General features: G+C 35.1%; 12 protein-coding genes, 4 pseudogenes and 1 riboswitch. Of the genes and pseudogenes, 9 read left to right on the plus strand and 7 right to left on the minus strand.

The window, feature by feature from the left end; translation table 11 throughout:
• Positions 1-394: 394 nt before the first annotated feature.
• Together J7E77_RS20520 and J7E77_RS20525 are read right to left on the minus strand one after the other, a co-directional pair.
• The gene (locus tag J7E77_RS20520; RefSeq protein ID WP_214716731.1) at positions 395-571 is read right to left on the minus strand and encodes a hypothetical protein; all 177 of its coding nucleotides are present in this window, start codon (positions 569-571) and stop codon (positions 395-397) included.
• Between the two features lie 345 nt (positions 572-916).
• The gene (locus tag J7E77_RS20525; protein ID WP_214716732.1) at positions 917-1,858 is read right to left on the minus strand and encodes a metal ABC transporter substrate-binding protein; all 942 of its coding nucleotides are present in this window, start codon (positions 1,856-1,858) and stop codon (positions 917-919) included.
• A gap of 278 nt (positions 1,859-2,136) precedes the next feature.
• On the opposite strand from J7E77_RS20525, the gene J7E77_RS20530 reads away from it, so the two are divergent.
• Positions 2,137-2,376 (plus strand): permease, encoded by a 240-nt coding sequence (locus J7E77_RS20530; RefSeq protein ID WP_251028137.1) that lies wholly within the window; start codon positions 2,137-2,139, stop codon positions 2,374-2,376.
• Positions 2,366-2,667: pseudogene (locus J7E77_RS30815) on the plus strand (TIGR03943 family putative permease subunit). Before J7E77_RS20530 ends, J7E77_RS30815 begins: the two are co-directional and overlap by 11 nt.
• 288 nt (positions 2,668-2,955) lie before the next feature.
• Here the strand turns inward: J7E77_RS30815 and J7E77_RS20540 are convergent.
• Positions 2,956-4,155 carry a GTP-binding protein gene (locus J7E77_RS20540; protein WP_214716733.1) on the minus strand — a complete coding sequence of 400 codons (1,200 nt, stop codon included), beginning with the start codon at positions 4,153-4,155 and terminating at the stop codon, positions 2,956-2,958.
• Between the two features lie 114 nt (positions 4,156-4,269).
• On the minus strand, positions 4,270-4,419 hold the full coding sequence (gene rpmG, locus J7E77_RS20545; RefSeq protein WP_214716734.1) for a 50S ribosomal protein L33: 150 nt from the start codon (positions 4,417-4,419) through the stop codon (positions 4,270-4,272).
• Between the two features lie 352 nt (positions 4,420-4,771).
• Between rpmG and J7E77_RS20550 the strand changes: the two genes are divergently transcribed.
• The 4 genes from J7E77_RS20550 to J7E77_RS20565 all read left to right on the plus strand — a co-directional run bounded on the left by J7E77_RS20550 (position 4,772) and on the right by J7E77_RS20565 (position 8,405).
• Complete coding sequence (locus J7E77_RS20550) at positions 4,772-5,770, plus strand: permease (RefSeq protein ID WP_214716735.1); 999 nt, start codon at positions 4,772-4,774, stop codon at positions 5,768-5,770.
• Positions 5,771-5,782: 12 nt separating this feature from the next.
• Complete coding sequence (locus J7E77_RS20555; protein ID WP_214716736.1) at positions 5,783-6,736, plus strand: TIGR03943 family putative permease subunit; 954 nt, start codon at positions 5,783-5,785, stop codon at positions 6,734-6,736.
• 182 nt (positions 6,737-6,918) lie between these two features.
• Entirely contained in the window at positions 6,919-7,923 is a 1,005-nt protein-coding gene (locus tag J7E77_RS20560; protein ID WP_214716737.1) for a DUF3231 family protein, read from the plus strand.
• A gap of 11 nt (positions 7,924-7,934) precedes the next feature.
• Positions 7,935-8,405, plus strand: a complete 471-nt coding sequence (locus J7E77_RS20565) for a hypothetical protein (RefSeq protein WP_214716738.1) — start codon at positions 7,935-7,937, stop codon at positions 8,403-8,405.
• A 528-nt stretch (positions 8,406-8,933) separates the two neighbouring features.
• Here the strand turns inward: J7E77_RS20565 and J7E77_RS20570 are convergent.
• Positions 8,934-9,755: a squalene/phytoene synthase family protein gene (locus J7E77_RS20570; RefSeq protein WP_214716739.1), complete on the minus strand. Its 822-nt coding sequence runs from the start codon at positions 9,753-9,755 to the stop codon at positions 8,934-8,936.
• A gap of 243 nt (positions 9,756-9,998) precedes the next feature.
• Positions 9,999-10,091, minus strand: a pseudogene (locus J7E77_RS20575) (DinB family protein); the annotation flags it as partial.
• Positions 10,092-10,125: 34 nt separating this feature from the next.
• Here J7E77_RS20575 and J7E77_RS20580 point away from each other — a divergent pair.
• Together J7E77_RS20580 and J7E77_RS20585 are read left to right on the plus strand one after the other, a co-directional pair.
• Complete coding sequence (locus tag J7E77_RS20580) at positions 10,126-10,614, plus strand: transposase (RefSeq protein ID WP_251028138.1); 489 nt, start codon at positions 10,126-10,128, stop codon at positions 10,612-10,614.
• Positions 10,596-11,363, plus strand: a pseudogene (locus J7E77_RS20585) (DUF3231 family protein); the annotation flags it as partial. The gene J7E77_RS20580 and the pseudogene J7E77_RS20585, both read left to right, overlap by 19 nt.
• Here the strand turns inward: J7E77_RS20585 and J7E77_RS20590 are convergent.
• Positions 11,352-13,093: pseudogene (locus J7E77_RS20590) on the minus strand (APC family permease). The pseudogenes J7E77_RS20585 and J7E77_RS20590 sit on opposite strands and share 12 nt — an antisense overlap.
• 159 nt (positions 13,094-13,252) lie before the next feature.
• Positions 13,253-13,397, minus strand: a riboswitch (cyclic di-AMP (ydaO/yuaA leader).
• A 155-nt stretch (positions 13,398-13,552) separates the two neighbouring features.
• Between J7E77_RS20590 and J7E77_RS20595 the strand changes: the two are divergent.
• Positions 13,553-13,681 carry a hypothetical protein gene (locus J7E77_RS20595; protein ID WP_214716740.1) on the plus strand — a complete coding sequence of 43 codons (129 nt, stop codon included), beginning with the start codon at positions 13,553-13,555 and terminating at the stop codon, positions 13,679-13,681.
• The last annotated feature ends 864 nt before the right edge of the window (positions 13,682-14,545 follow it).

The following is a 14,545-nucleotide window of genomic DNA, read 5'->3' on the forward strand; positions in this document are numbered from 1 at the left end:
ACACAACTAAACTGCTCCGTTAGTCAAATAAGAATATAAGACCGCCGCAGCGTTCCTTCTTGAGCTCTAGCACCCGTTAATAAAAAATTAGATATTCATTCTATTTCATATAAAGTTCTTAATTTCAACCAAGTTTCGTACCAAAATGTTTTCGGTCAATAGGTTTTTCAATCTCTATTTCATTTCCATTTTTAATTATAATCACTGTATCATTCCTGATACTTAACGTATCACCAAAGCTAAAAACCATATCCAAACAGTCTTGTTTATATTACCTTTCTCTTTCATTCGACCATTCAGCTTTTTCGATTGAGGATCTCCTTTTCAAGGTCCATCATCCTTCTCCCTGGCATTTACTTATATCATATTCTATGGATAAATACGGTTTCCTTCTTCAACTATCCTGCCCCGTTAGCCATCCATGAATCGCTAAAAACCAGCTCTTCACCACAGAGAATGAAAATATTGTTAAACCGTCAATACTGATTCTACGGCTGGAGAGGAAGGTCGATGAACTATGGTGCGTTAGAGCCCATCCGTTAGTCTGACTCCAACGACCACGGTGCACCACTGACTGTCGCTCCCTTACGGGAAGCACACATGGTAGATTAATCCTATTCTGGTTGTTACTCAGGCTTCACCTTATACTATCTTAAGATGAAGGGTACTGACTCATCTTAAACAGATCGCACGAGACCAGCCCTTTTTTAAGAAATGGTATTACTGGGTCTATTTTTCTATGCTTTTTTTAGTTTTTTAATAATTGTTTGAATATAAATACAGTAAATTAGCCATAGAGTATAAGACTATGTTTATTAAAGTAAGTTATTTTTTTATTAACATTCCCATTCCCATACCAATGACGTTTTTAGGATAAAAAAAAGCAAGGATAAATAATCCTAGCCTCATATGAGTATTACTCTAAAATAGATAGTTTTAATGCCTCAAGATTTTTTTTCATAACATCTATATAGTCTAAACCTTTTTCTTGCTCTTCTTTTGTTAATCCTTCTAATGGATTTAAAACTTCAGTTTTAGCACCTATTTCATCGGCTAACGTCTGAGCGACTTTTGAAGAGGTTAACTCCTCAAAATAAATAATTTTTACATTATCCTTCTTTGTTAATTCCGTTAATGCAGCCAATTTACCTAATGTAGGTTCCACATCAGGTGATAAACCTGCTATTGGAATTTGAGTTAAACCATATTGTTTTGCCAAATAACCAAATGCAGCATGTTGGGTAACAAATTCCTTTTTCTTTGCTTTATCAATGGTCTCTTTATATAAGCGATCTAAATCGGTAAGCTGAGAATTTAAATCTGCAGCATTTTTTTCAAACTGGTCTTTATTTTTTGGATCTGCATGTTCTAAAGCCTTAGCAATATTTTCAACCTCTTGCTGAGCTAAAACCGGAGATAACCAAACATGCGGGTCTTTGGCAGACGCATGCTCAGAATTATGCTCCTCTTCCTCTGATTCTAGTGCATCCATCAATTCAATCCCATTTGAAGCTTCTACAACATTTAAATTTGAATCATTAATACTCTTTAATACTTTTTCAGTCCAACTTTCAAAGTATCGGCTATTGTATATAAACATATCTGCATCTTGAATTTTAGCCATATCCTTTGCAGTGGGCTCCCAATCATGCGGTTCTGCACCGTTCGGAACTAATAGTTCAACGTTTGCTGAGTTGCCAGCCACTTTTTGGGCAAAATAGTACATCGGATAAAATGTAGTAACAATTTGCAGTTTATTGGATCCTTCACTAGTCTTTTCATTTTTCGTGGAAACTGCGTTGGAGCAACCGCTTAAGAACAGAAGAAAAATAATAAATGTACCAATTAGCTTTTTCATGTTTACCTCCAGCATGTTATTAATTAGGAATTATTACGATTTAAATAAAATACTTATTTCATATAATCAAAGTTTGTCACATCTTCGTAAATCGTAACTATTACGAATTGTATTTTATAATGAGATTTTAATTTCGTCAACCCATTTTTAATGAATTAATTCACTAGGACAGCATATCCATATGATAGGAATGATAGATTCGAGGAGGTAGATTTTGTTGTGACCTATATAATAAATTTCTAAAAGATAGTTTAATTCTACTAATATTTTGTTTATTCTTGTTTCTCTTTCTCTTTGCAGAGGAGATTAAAAACCTTCCCGTTTTTACTAGAATTCCAAGTTCCTTTTTTAATGTAAATACCATTTTCCTAAGTATTATTATAGAAGCCATTCCTTTTATTTTATTAGGCGTATTTGTTTCAGCGATTATTCAATCATTTGTTTCCGAGAATGCAATTCGGAAATTATTGCTTTGTAATGAATATCATTCAAGAAAATCTATCAAGTATGATTGGTAAAACCGTTACCACAAAAGGATTTGTTTATAGGGAAAAGAATTTTATGCAAATCAAATTATAGTGGCTCGATTTGGCATTACCTGTTGTGCTGCAGATGCCTCAGTTTATGGAATGATGGCAAAAGGGAATGTAGCAACCTTGCCAAAGGATAAATGGGTACAACTAACAGGTACGATTGAGCAAATCCAATATGAGGGAGGTTCTATCCCAATCATAAAAATAAAACAAATTTCAAAAATAGAAGCTCCTAAGCAGCCTTATGGGTTTGATGCAGGAGTGCTGATTGAGTAATCCCTTTATTTTTAGAAAAAATAAATCCCTGATAATACTCGTTAAATAATTTAACTAGTTTTATCAGGGTTTCTTATTTTACAACCGTTAATGTATTGGCGATACATGGTCTTCTTTAACTAACTTACATCCTAGCCAATAAGAATTACACATGATTTCCAGAATGTAATACATATATCGCATTAACTAGTGAAAAAATCCCACTGTGATTCGAATTGGATAACAATACGAATCAATCGCCTCAAATGTTTTTCGCCGGGTCATATGCAGGAAGAGACAACCGAAATTTTATACTGCTGTAGTAATTGTCCATACAAAAGGATCATTCATTTCATTCCAATTTTGTGTCATCTCCTCTTCGCTCAATAAACAACGATCTAAAGAGGCTTTCACAAGATTTTTATCCATGTCGATTCCGATTAGAACCAGTTCATTTTTACGATCTCCAAACTTTTCATCCCAGTGATTTTTTAATGCAGGGTCTTCCTCTAGATACTGGGTTTGTTGTTCTGGAGGCAAAGATGCAACCCAATAAGTAACAGGCTCTAATTGTACAGATGTACCTGCCTGTGAGAACAATAAAGCTAGGTCATTCCTGGTTGCGCACCATGCTATTCCCTTTGCCCTTACTATTTCTACGGGCATTTCTTCTACCCATCGATTAAATCTTTCAGAATGAAATGGAACGTTACTTCTATAAACGAAGGAACTGATCCCATATTCTTCTGTTTCTGGTAAATGCTCAGGTGCCTCCAGTTCTTTTAACCAACCAGCAGATTCGCTTGCTTTTTCAAAATTAAATAATTCTGTATTTAAAATCTCTGAAGTTGGAATTTTCCCCTTAACGGAACGGTGTAATTTCGCTTCGGGATTAAGCTTTCTTAAAAATACCTCCAATTGATTTAATTGTTCCTCTTTTAGTAAATCACATTTATTAAGGACTAAAACATCACAAAACTCAATTTGGTCTATCAATAAGTCCGCAACGGATCGATCGTCATCTTCACCTAATGCCTGTCTTCTTTCCAAAAGCAGATCACCTGAGGCAAAATCATGCCAAAACCTGTTTGCATCAACAACCGTAACCATGGTATCTAGTCTACAATACTCTGTAAGGTCAATCCCCAGTTCCTCATCAACGTAGGAGAATGTTTGAGCAACTGGCACCGGTTCACTAATACCTGTTGATTCAATCACTATATAATCAATATTTCCTAACTTCACCAGCCGTTCCACTTCTTTTAAAAGATCTTCTCTTAATGTACAACAAATGCACCCATTTGATAATTCAACTAGCTTTTCTTCTGTCCTATTTAGCCCCCCTCCTTGTTTTACCAACTCGGCATCCACATTAATTTCGCTCATGTCATTGACAATAACAGCAACTCTTAATCCTTCGCGGTTTTGGAGAATATGATTTAATAATGTCGTCTTTCCTGCTCCTAGATAGCCACTTAAAACGGTTACCGGAATTCTTGTGTCTTTCATAGTATCCTTCCTTCCTATTACTTTTTTAAATCAAAATGATTACGATTTATAGAATGCACTTAAACATAGATACGTCGAACATTGCTAATGTTCATTGGATTCAATCCATTGTTCCTACTTAGTTTCTCTATGTATTGTGTAGCGTTTCAATCGGGGAGAATATTTCCTTAGTTCTAGCCTTTCAGGATTATTTCTTTTGTTTTTAGTGGTGATGTAATTTCTATCAGCTGTTTCTGTACATTGCAGGGTTATTTTTACGCGCATACAACATTTTCCTCCTTATATTTCACATCTTCGAATCGAAATGATTACGATTTGCATTTTATATCAATTTTGTTTCTTATGTCAAGCGGAAAAAGCTATCTTCTTTAACTTGAATGGATTACTTTGTTCAAAATATCTTTCCATATAAAAAATGACTAACTTTGGATATATACTAATTTCCGGATAGCACACCTGTTACTGAAAAAAATAAGAATTAAAAGAAAATTAAATCGAAATGATTCCTAAATTCATTTACAAATGCATATATTTATTTTAGAATTTAAAACGTAATAATTTCGATTTAAATTTTATAATGAAGAATTAAAAGAATAAATTTAATTGGGGGGTAAACATGAATCGCATTCTTCGAAGTAATATCGTAGATATTACAGGTTTTTCAATGATTGGACTGGCTCTTTTACTTCTTTCTTTCAGCTCCGGTTTTAAACTTCCTTTGGCTTTTCCACCATCTTTATTAAATCTGAACACCATTTTTCTAAGTATTTTAATAGAAGCCCTTCCGTTTGTTTTAATTGGGGTTCTTATCGCGGGTTTTATCCAAATCTTTGTTACTGAAGATCTAATTCAAAGATGGATTCCTAAAAACAAATTTTTGGCTGTAATAATGAGTTGTATAGTTGGGGCACTTTTTCCTGCTTGTGAATGTGGAATCGTTCCAATCGTTCGGCGGCTCGTTTCGAAAGGAGTTCCTATCCACGCCGCGATAGGCTTTATGTTGACAGGTCCTCTAATCAACCCAGTCGTTATTACTTCTACATACATGGCATTTGGAAACGATATCAAAATTGCTGGATTGCGAATGGGATTAGGTTTTCTAGTTTCTCTTATGGTAGCTTTTGCAGTCAGCTGGGTTTTTAAAGGGAATCAACTAAATGCGTCAATCGGTAAAGATGCCTCCGCTATTCATTCTAAAAAACAACCTTTTTCTAACCGGTTTTGGTCAATGCTTATACATTCAATTGATGAGTTTTTTGATATGGGGAAATATCTTATCATGGGAGCTTTAATTGCTGCCACTGTACAAACCTATATGCCGGCAAGAGCCTTGTTGGAAACTGGAAGTGGTCCTACATCTTCATTACTTGTAATGATGGGATTGGCTTACTTTTTATCCCTCTGTTCTGAAGCCGATGCCTTTATCGGCGCTTCCTTCAGCAGTATCTTTCCACTTACATCCATCCTTGGCTTCCTAATATTCGGTCCAATGATGGATTTAAAAAATACAATTATGATGATAAGCGTATTTCCATTTAGGTTTGTTATGGTTGTGTTGGCATTGATTGTTTCGATTGTCTTTATCACTTTAATGCTGGTCCAAAGTTTATTTTAAGGAGGACAAGGCGTGCAATTCCATTTTCAGCAGGCTATAAGAGCGTTTATTTTACTATCTTTTTCATGTTTGCTTTTTAAGATGCATTTTACCGGAGAAATGACAAAGTTTATTAATCCAAAATATGAAGGTCTTAGCCAAATAGCTTCTATTATATTTTTGATTTTGTTTTTTATCCAGTATACAAGAATATGGTCAGCTAGGGATAATAGTCATCATCATTGCCATCACGATGAACATAATTGTAACCATGATCATGGAGATTCTAGATTTAATACAAAAAAAATATTTTCCTATTTTGTTATTGTTTTTCCATTGTTAACTGGGTTTCTGATTCCCGCCAAAGTGCTCGATGCCTCCATTGCCAATAAAAAAGGAGCTATGCTGATTCTGTCTAACCAGACACAAGCCCCTCAAGATGATAAAAATCAATTAGACAGCAAGCCTACTCAACAAAGGGAAGATACTAACATAAATAGACAGGAAGAATCCCCAGAATCTGATGCTCCAGTGGACCCAAATCTATTGGAAAATCAAAAAGATATTTCAGAGGAAGAATATGCGCAACTGATTAAAAAGTTAGAACAAAAATCCAATATCGTGATGAACGATTATGTATTTGCTGCTTATTATGAAGAGATAAGTAAGGATATCAATAAATTTAAAGGTAGAAAAATAAAATTAAAGGGATTCATATATAAAGAAGATGGTTTGTCCCACAACCACATAGTTATTTCAAGGTTTTTGATTACACACTGTGTCGCTGATGCTAGCATAATCGGATTTCTTTCTGAGTTCTCAGAACCTTCTTCCCTTGTAAAGGATACATGGGTCGAAGCAGAAGGTGTATTAGATATAACAACATTTAACGGGACTGAACTTCCACTTATTAAAATTACAGGCTTGAAGAAAATCAATGAACCTGAAAAGCCCTATCTTTATCCGATCAGTATAAAAATCTTGTAAGAATTAAAAAAGAATCTAAAAAAGAATTCTTCAGCTTCTTTTTTTTTGTGTACTTTAACTTAGTCAACTCCAAGACTTTTTTCTCTCATCATATTTGGATTCATAATACGGATAAATATTTATTACAGTATTAGGAAACATAACATGAGGATTGCATTTCAAATTAATGGAGGAAACCTCTTATGCAAAGTGAAAATAACATCAAACTAACGTCTGCTGAAATTTCACAACTATGGACTGCCTACATGAATGATAGCCTGTCAATTTGTGTACTTACATACTTTTTGGAAAAAGCAGAGGATCCTGAGATTCGTCCTGTAGTAGAATTTGCACTAGAGTTAGCACACTCACACGTAAAAAAACTTATATTAATCTTTAACAGTGAGAAATTTCCCATTCCATACGGATTTAAAGAAGAAGATGTCGATATTACAGCTCCTCGATTATTTTCGGATCCTTACTTTCTTTATTATCTTCAACAATGGAGTTCAATAGGGTTAGAAGCTTATGGCATCTCGTTGTCTTTAGCAACACGTTCTGATGTATTCCAATATTTTTCAGAATGTATCGATGATTCGAAGAATCTTCTCAAAAAAACAGGAAATGTTTTACTATCTAAAGGTCTCTATATACGAGCACCATATGTTACGACTCCTGAAAAGGTTGATTTTATTCGAAAACAAAACTTCTTAGCTGGTTGGTTTGGAGAACGTAGATCACTCACTACGTTAGAAATAACGAATCTTTATGCTAATCTTCAAAGAAATGTGTTAGCTATGACAACATTCATCGGCTTCAGTCAAGTGGCAAGGTCAAAAGAAGTGGGTCGTTTTATGGCAAGAGGAAAAGAAATCGCTTCAAAGCATATTGAAATTTATAGTTCCGTTTTAAATGAAAATGATCTTCCTGCTTCTGTGTCTTGGGATAACCAAGTATTAAACTCAACGGTTTCCCCTTTTTCCGATAAACTAATGATGTTTCATGTAAATGCACTAGCCGCGGGCGCCATTGGATATTACGGAACAAGCTTGTCAACAAGTTCTAGACGTGATTTATCTACAAATTACCTCCGAATCTTAGGGGAAGTTCTAAAATATACAGAAGACGCTGCAAACATAATGATCGATTATGGTTGGATGGAACAACCACCAAAAGTAGTGGACCATGATAAATTAGCTAATACTTAGAGGGAAATAAAATGAAGAAAACAAAACAACTTGAAAGCATCCTTTGGAGTATTGCATTACCAGGATTTTCTCAAATCTTAAACGGAAAGTTTCTTAAAGGATTACTTATCATTTCTTTAGAATTTTTAATTAACATTCAATCAAATTTTAACGAAGTAATCATGTTAAGCTTTCATGGTCATATCCAATCAGCCGTTGATAGAACGAATTATCAATGGCTGATGTTTTATCCTTGTCTATATATGTTTGCCATGTGGGATGCTTATAAAGACGCTGGCGGTGGAAAAGAATCTTCGTTTTTGCCGTTTGTGTTTTCTGCTTATTTTATAACAGTTGGTCTAATCTATTCCCCAACATTGAGGATAATGGGAATACTCTTCGGACCGGTTTGGTTGCCAATGTTATTTTTAATTAGTGGGTTATTTATTAGCACATTTTTTAAAACCATCTTTCAAAAAACCATCAGATTCAATAAAATCTGATGGTTTTCTAATGTAATGTTCCTTTAAGTTGATCTTCCTCTAATGCAACCGTTAGTCTATTTTCATGGTAGCACAATAAGAAAAGCTGCCACAATTTGCAGCTCTGATCTTTCGCTAAAGCACCCGTTACTTTAAGTACATTCCTTCACATTCTTAACTAATCAAAACTACCATATCAAAGCATCAAATATTTTTATTTGACCATTTTGGTCATCGACGTTGTATATCCCAGTTTTCTTTGTTTTCCGTTCAATAAAGTACTTATTATTTTTGTAAATTACAGATATTAATTTAACCTCTCCAAATGATATTGTTGGTGTCATGTTCCATCACAATTGATTTCAATTGTTCTTTGAAGGAAGCTTCGGTTACTTAAATAGACTAAAAACACTCGTGAAAAATTTATTTCACAAGTGTCTGAGGACTTTTATTTTTCCATTAGTTGCTCCCGTTCTTCCATCTGAGGCGGTTCATCCATCCCTTAGTCAAAATAAAAAGGACACAGATAAAAATTTAAATTGTAGAATCTTATTTTCTATTTATTACTCGACTAACTATTTCAGTTACGGCAGCTCTATTCATTTTTTCCTTCCCCTCTGTTAAAGCATCAAGTGTACCATGAGCAAGTGCTATCGGGAGTTTACAAAAATTAAGGATCGGACCGGGTTTAATATCCTCTAAATAAACGTCAGCCAATGCTAGGTTACGTCGGGCGTACCTAAACATATCTTCTAACTCCCATCCATCGGGAAAGAAATCCACACCTCGTTCTAAATCTTCAGCACGATTGCGAAGAATATTGACAGACTGTAAGCCACGACCAAAGGCTATAGCTAATTCCTTGTCCGTTTCCACAGCATCATACCACTTCCAAATATCTGAGAGCATAACTCCTACCAAACCTGCAACGTAGAATGTGTATTCATTCAAACCTTCTTCATTCTGAATCCGCCACTCTTTTAAAGCCCAGTCCGCCATCCCCTTCGCCATAGTAGATGTGGCATTCGAAATGTTCTCTACAATTGTCGGTGGACAATGATTTATCCAATCGCCAAATCGTAAGGTAACCTCAGGTAGGAGGGAGTGGTATGGGTGAAATAAAGCCATTAACTTCTTATTATTGAAGGGCTTTTTCAAGAGCGAGCTGATTGAATGTAATAGATTATGTTTGGATTCCAATCGGAGTTGGGGGTGGTCTTCAATCTCATCAATAGCTCTCATGCATAAGTAAGCGGATGTAACAGCTTCTTGTAATCCTGACGGTAGATGACTAATAGGAATAAAGAAAGTCCGGCTTGTCGCCATCAACATGTTTATCGCACTTCTATGTAAATTGATTTCTTCACTCATCTTGTATTGCCCCCTTTTTTGCCAACATGCAAAATTTCTTTAATTTAAGTGGTATTATCCCCACTATATTAAATATCTAATAATAAAGTTCTAACACGAAATTCAAGCCCTTGTTACTCAATAAACCTGCCCGTTAGCACAACAAAAAAGGGATTGCCGCAGCAGTCCCCTTCTTTAACTCTTGCCCCATTTAGTTGAAGAACAGTTCCATTGAAAAGGGATTGGTACTTGAGTAACTCTGTTCTATTTTAAATATAGGTAAAGCCCAAAATCTTGCATAACGGAGGTGTGCTCCATTTGTCGCAACATAGTAGCTATATTGCCACGGTGATAGGCGCTTAAAGGGTATATCGATTCTCATCAGCGCCTCATGTTAAAAACCATTTTAGGTCATATTGATTTTCTTACTGAGCAAATCGAGATGCTTGATAAGGAAGTTGCGGGCAGAGTCAGCTCTCATCAAGAAGATGTATCACGATTGGATTCGATTCCTGGTATAGCGACCAGAATGGCTGAGCAAATTCTATCCGAAATTGGGACTGATGTGAAGAAACAATTCCCCACTACAGCTCATATGTGTTCTTGGGCAGGATTAGTTCCTGGGCATAATGAAAGCGCTGGAAAAAGAAAATCAGCCAAAACTAAAAAAGGAAATAAGTATTTAAGATCGGCGTTAACAGAAGCAGCTCATTCTGTAAGAGGATCCAAAAACTATCTCGGAGCACTGTATAGACGTACAGCATCCCGAAAACGGCTCAACTGTTATCATCTAAAAAGTTTAAGTCCAAAGAAATTCATACTTCTTTCTGAATTAGAAAATAATACAGAAGAGGTGAGAAAATGGAAAATGATAATTTAAAACTTACTTCTTCCGAAATAGGAACACTATGGGGAGAGTATGTAAACGGAACAATGACTGATATAGTAAATAGGTATATGTTTTCTATTATTGAAGACGAATCAATAAAAAAAGTTTTTTTAATTGCCATTGAGACCTTGGAAAAGCAAAAGAAGCAGCTTGTTTCCTTCATTGAGAAAGATGGATTTCCCGTTCCAATTGGATTTACTGAGTCCGACCTTAAAAAAAGTGCAGAGAGATTGTTTTCTGACACATTCTGCTTAAATTATTTACATATTATGACTATACATGGTTTGTTGGGGCATACAACTGCTTTAAGTGTTTCTGTTAGAAAGGACATACGGGAATTTTATAAATCATGTGATAATGATGCAAAAAATATGTACGATTTAACCATTGAGTTATTGCTTGAAAAAGGAATATTCCAAAGGGACCCCTATTTCTATCCTAACGAGAGCCCTGAATTTATTTCTACCAAAGATTTTACTGATGGATTCTTCGGAAAAGGGAGACTTTTATCTGCTTCAGAAATAATCAGTGTTTCTCTTAACATTAAAAAGGGCATTATGGCAAAAGCTCTTTCAATCGGATTCAGTCAAGTCACAGAATCGAAAGAAGTAAGAAAGTTTTTTGAGGAATTAGAAAAAACCGCAGATGAAAACCTACAAGCCCTTTCAAAAATTATGCACAAGGATAATTTGCCAGTTCCAATGTCGTGGGAATCAGAGGTTACAACGTCAAAAGACTCTATTGTGCCAACCTTTCTTTGTAATAAATTGTGGGATGATTACTGTGACTCGGTAATTCGATTCACTAGCTTTATGTTCAATAGTATCAACAAATTTGGTAAGGGGATTAATGATACTTCTGTAATGCGAATGCAGCGTCACCAGTCTTACATCTGGTTGCCACTTCTTCCATTTTTCTTCAAAGTTTTTCTCGTCATCTCTTTCAAAGGAGACATATACTGCAATAATTTGATCTTGAGAAAGTGATTTTGCATAGTTGATCGAATTCGCTACCACATTAGTCATGCCAGCAACAGGAACTATTAGTACATTTCCTTCAATTGGCATCAATGGTTCACAAGTTGTGAGGCTAAGCTGGGCACCGACTGCTTCATAATGCTTTCTAATTCGGTAGAAAACAAAAAGAATAATTGGTAAAAAAACTAATACCGACCATACTTGAGTGAATTTAGTTAAAAAGAACATCATTGTGACAATAAAGCTAATAATGGCCCCTATTGTATTAATTATTAGTTTTGGAAGCCACCCCTGAGGCTTCTCGCGAATCCATTTAACGATCATTCCGGTTTGGGACAAGGTAAATGGAATAAACACACCAACAGCATAAAGAGGAATTAGATGCTCTGTTTCTGCCTGAAAAGCAATAATTAAAATGATTGAAGTGATTGCAAGTATGATAATGCCATTTGAGTATCCCAATCGGTCTCCTCTAACAAGAAACATCCTTGGAATAAACTTATCTTTTGCAAGATTAACTGCCAGCAATGGGAAAGCAGAATAACCAGTATTTGCAGCAAGGATTAAAATTAATGCTGTAGTACCTTGAATAAAAAAGTACATGAAATTCCGTCCGAATGTCTCCTCAGCAATCTGTGATACAACGGTTACCTCTGCGCTTGGCGTAATCCCATAATAGTAGGCTAAATAAATAATTCCTGAAAATAATATGGCAAGTAATGCGCCCATCATCATTAACGTTTTGGAAGCATTATTAGGTGCGGGATCTTTGAAGTTAGGAATTGCATTGGATATAGCTTCAACCCCAGTTAAGGCGGAACTTCCCGAGGCAAACGCCCTTAAAAGAATAAACAAACTGATTCCGGTAACAGGTGTACCAATTGGGGGATGTAATTCAGGCGAAACTCCTCCTGTTAGAATATTATAAATTCCCACACCAATTAATATGAACAACGCTAATACGAACAAGTACACGGGGTAGGCTAAAATTGATGCGGACTCCGTTACTCCTCTTAAATTTAAAATTGTAATTAAAATGACGAATACTATGGCAATTTCGACATTAAATTTATGTAAGGTCGGAAAGGCAGATGTTATAGCGTCAGTACCAGCAGACACACTTACAGCAACAGTTAGTATGTAGTCTACCAATAGAGAGCCTCCAGCTATTAAGCCAGGATTTACACCTAAGTTATTTTTTGAAACCACATATGCTCCCCCACCGTGAGGATACGCGAAGATGATTTGCCTATAAGACAAGATAAGAGCTGTTAAAAGTATTAATACACCAACTGCGATAGGAATTGAATACCAAAATGCAGCTGCACCAACTGTAACAAAACTATCAGTATTTGTTCAGGACCATATGCCACCGATGATAGAGCATCAGATGAAAGGATAGCTAATGCTTTCGTTTTGTTAAGTTTCTGTTCTCCTAATTCATTGGATTTCAAAGGTCGTCCAATTAAAAACCTTTTTAAGGCTGAAATCATAATTACTCACCACCCAATAGTGTTAATAAGTTTTATATTACCCTTTAAACAGTAATTTCCACAAAAAGAGCAATATTTTTACATAAATAAAAAAAATGCCTACAAGTCATAGTAAATAGACCTGTAGACACGTCATTTTTCTTGTGTCACAAGCTCCACCTTCCTTCTCATTTAACGCTTACGAGGTTAGCTGGCGGATTCGGACCTTTGAGTAGCCCTACCTTGAAAGGATTCACCCCATGGATTAAATAACAACCCACAAAAATGGTTCCCCCGTACCATATGGTTTCAGCGACTTAAGAATTTGAAACTGTGATTATATTACTCCTGTAAATAGCAAAAGTAAATGAAATTTATGTAAAAAGATTAAAACTTTAGGACAGTGGTAATGTTAGTAATATAGATATTATTTCAACCTCGTAGAATATTTTAAAATTCCACACAGAAATGAGGAATTATATGTTCAAAGAAAATAGTCCCTTTTTATCTGATGACTTTTTAGATGAATTAGCTAAAGAAATTAACAAACAATTTGGAGTTCCTACAAATGAACAATATGTAGAGCCTACCAACAATGATATTGATTAAATTGGCACGCTAAGACGGTATAACTTAAATATTGAATCTATAAACCGCATTGAAGCGTTTTTTTTGTTGTCCTCTGCTTACTGACCGTTAGCTGAAGAAAAAAGCTGCTTCGATGGCAGCTGGATTTTCAACATAAGCACCCGTCAGCTTAACAAGCACCAGCTCTTTAATTGCACTCTTCCTTGAACCCTCAGGGGTGGACTTTTGTAGTTTGTATGTATTTAATATTCACGGATCAAATATAAAGGATAAAACCTAATCGCTCATTGATTTGCTTAATGAGAAAATTTGAGGTGCATAATGAAGAAACCAAAGATGCTATTAATATTACTGTTTGTTCTACCCTGGCTTTCATTCCCTATATTAGGTCGGAGAACAATAATTAGATTTTTACCCGCTACTATTTTTATTAGTGTCATCTCAAAAATATTATACACGATAGGTAAAAAACGTAGGTGGTGGTTGTTTTATACAAAAGTAAATCCTAAAATAAGTGGTGACACTGCATTTGTATTTGGTCCTTTCTTTCTTTCAGCACTCTGGATTCTTAAATTGACATACAGTAGATTTCCTTTGTATCTAATTACAAATATCATAGTTCATATATTATTTGATGTTTGGGGATTAAAATTTTTAAAACGAACACGAATAGCTACGTTAGTCAGAATAAATCCATTCCAGCATTTTTTGTTCCTTCAATTTAGAGCCTTGCTTTTATATAGCTTTCAATTATTGTTTGAGAAAATAAGAAAATATAAAAACCCTTTATTGAATAAAATCAGTCAATAAGGGTCTTTTTTTTGCCACCTTCTTCTTCAACTATCCCGTTACTTTAATAAGCTATCGGAACTAAAAAGGCATAGG

This window comes from Bacillus sp. ISL-77 (assembly GCF_018613105.1).

Excerpts from the sequence above, each read along its gene's own strand:
- J7E77_RS20525 (WP_214716732.1), bottom strand. The coding sequence starts at position 1,858 with ATGAAAAAGCTAATTGGTACATTTATTATTTTTCTTCTGTTCTTAAGC.
- J7E77_RS20540 (WP_214716733.1), bottom strand. The coding sequence starts at position 4,155 with ATGAAAGACACAAGAATTCCGGTAACCGTTTTAAGTGGCTATCTAGGA.
- rpmG (WP_214716734.1), bottom strand. The coding sequence starts at position 4,419 with ATGCGCGTAAAAATAACCCTGCAATGTACAGAAACAGCTGATAGAAAT.
- J7E77_RS20550 (WP_214716735.1), top strand. The coding sequence starts at position 4,772 with ATGAATCGCATTCTTCGAAGTAATATCGTAGATATTACAGGTTTTTCA.
- J7E77_RS20560 (WP_214716737.1), top strand. The coding sequence starts at position 6,919 with ATGCAAAGTGAAAATAACATCAAACTAACGTCTGCTGAAATTTCACAA.
- J7E77_RS20565 (WP_214716738.1), top strand. The coding sequence starts at position 7,935 with ATGAAGAAAACAAAACAACTTGAAAGCATCCTTTGGAGTATTGCATTA.
- J7E77_RS20570 (WP_214716739.1), bottom strand. The coding sequence starts at position 9,755 with ATGAGTGAAGAAATCAATTTACATAGAAGTGCGATAAACATGTTGATG.
- J7E77_RS20580 (WP_251028138.1), top strand. The coding sequence starts at position 10,126 with ATGTTAAAAACCATTTTAGGTCATATTGATTTTCTTACTGAGCAAATC.
- J7E77_RS20595 (WP_214716740.1), top strand. The coding sequence starts at position 13,553 with ATGTTCAAAGAAAATAGTCCCTTTTTATCTGATGACTTTTTAGATGAA.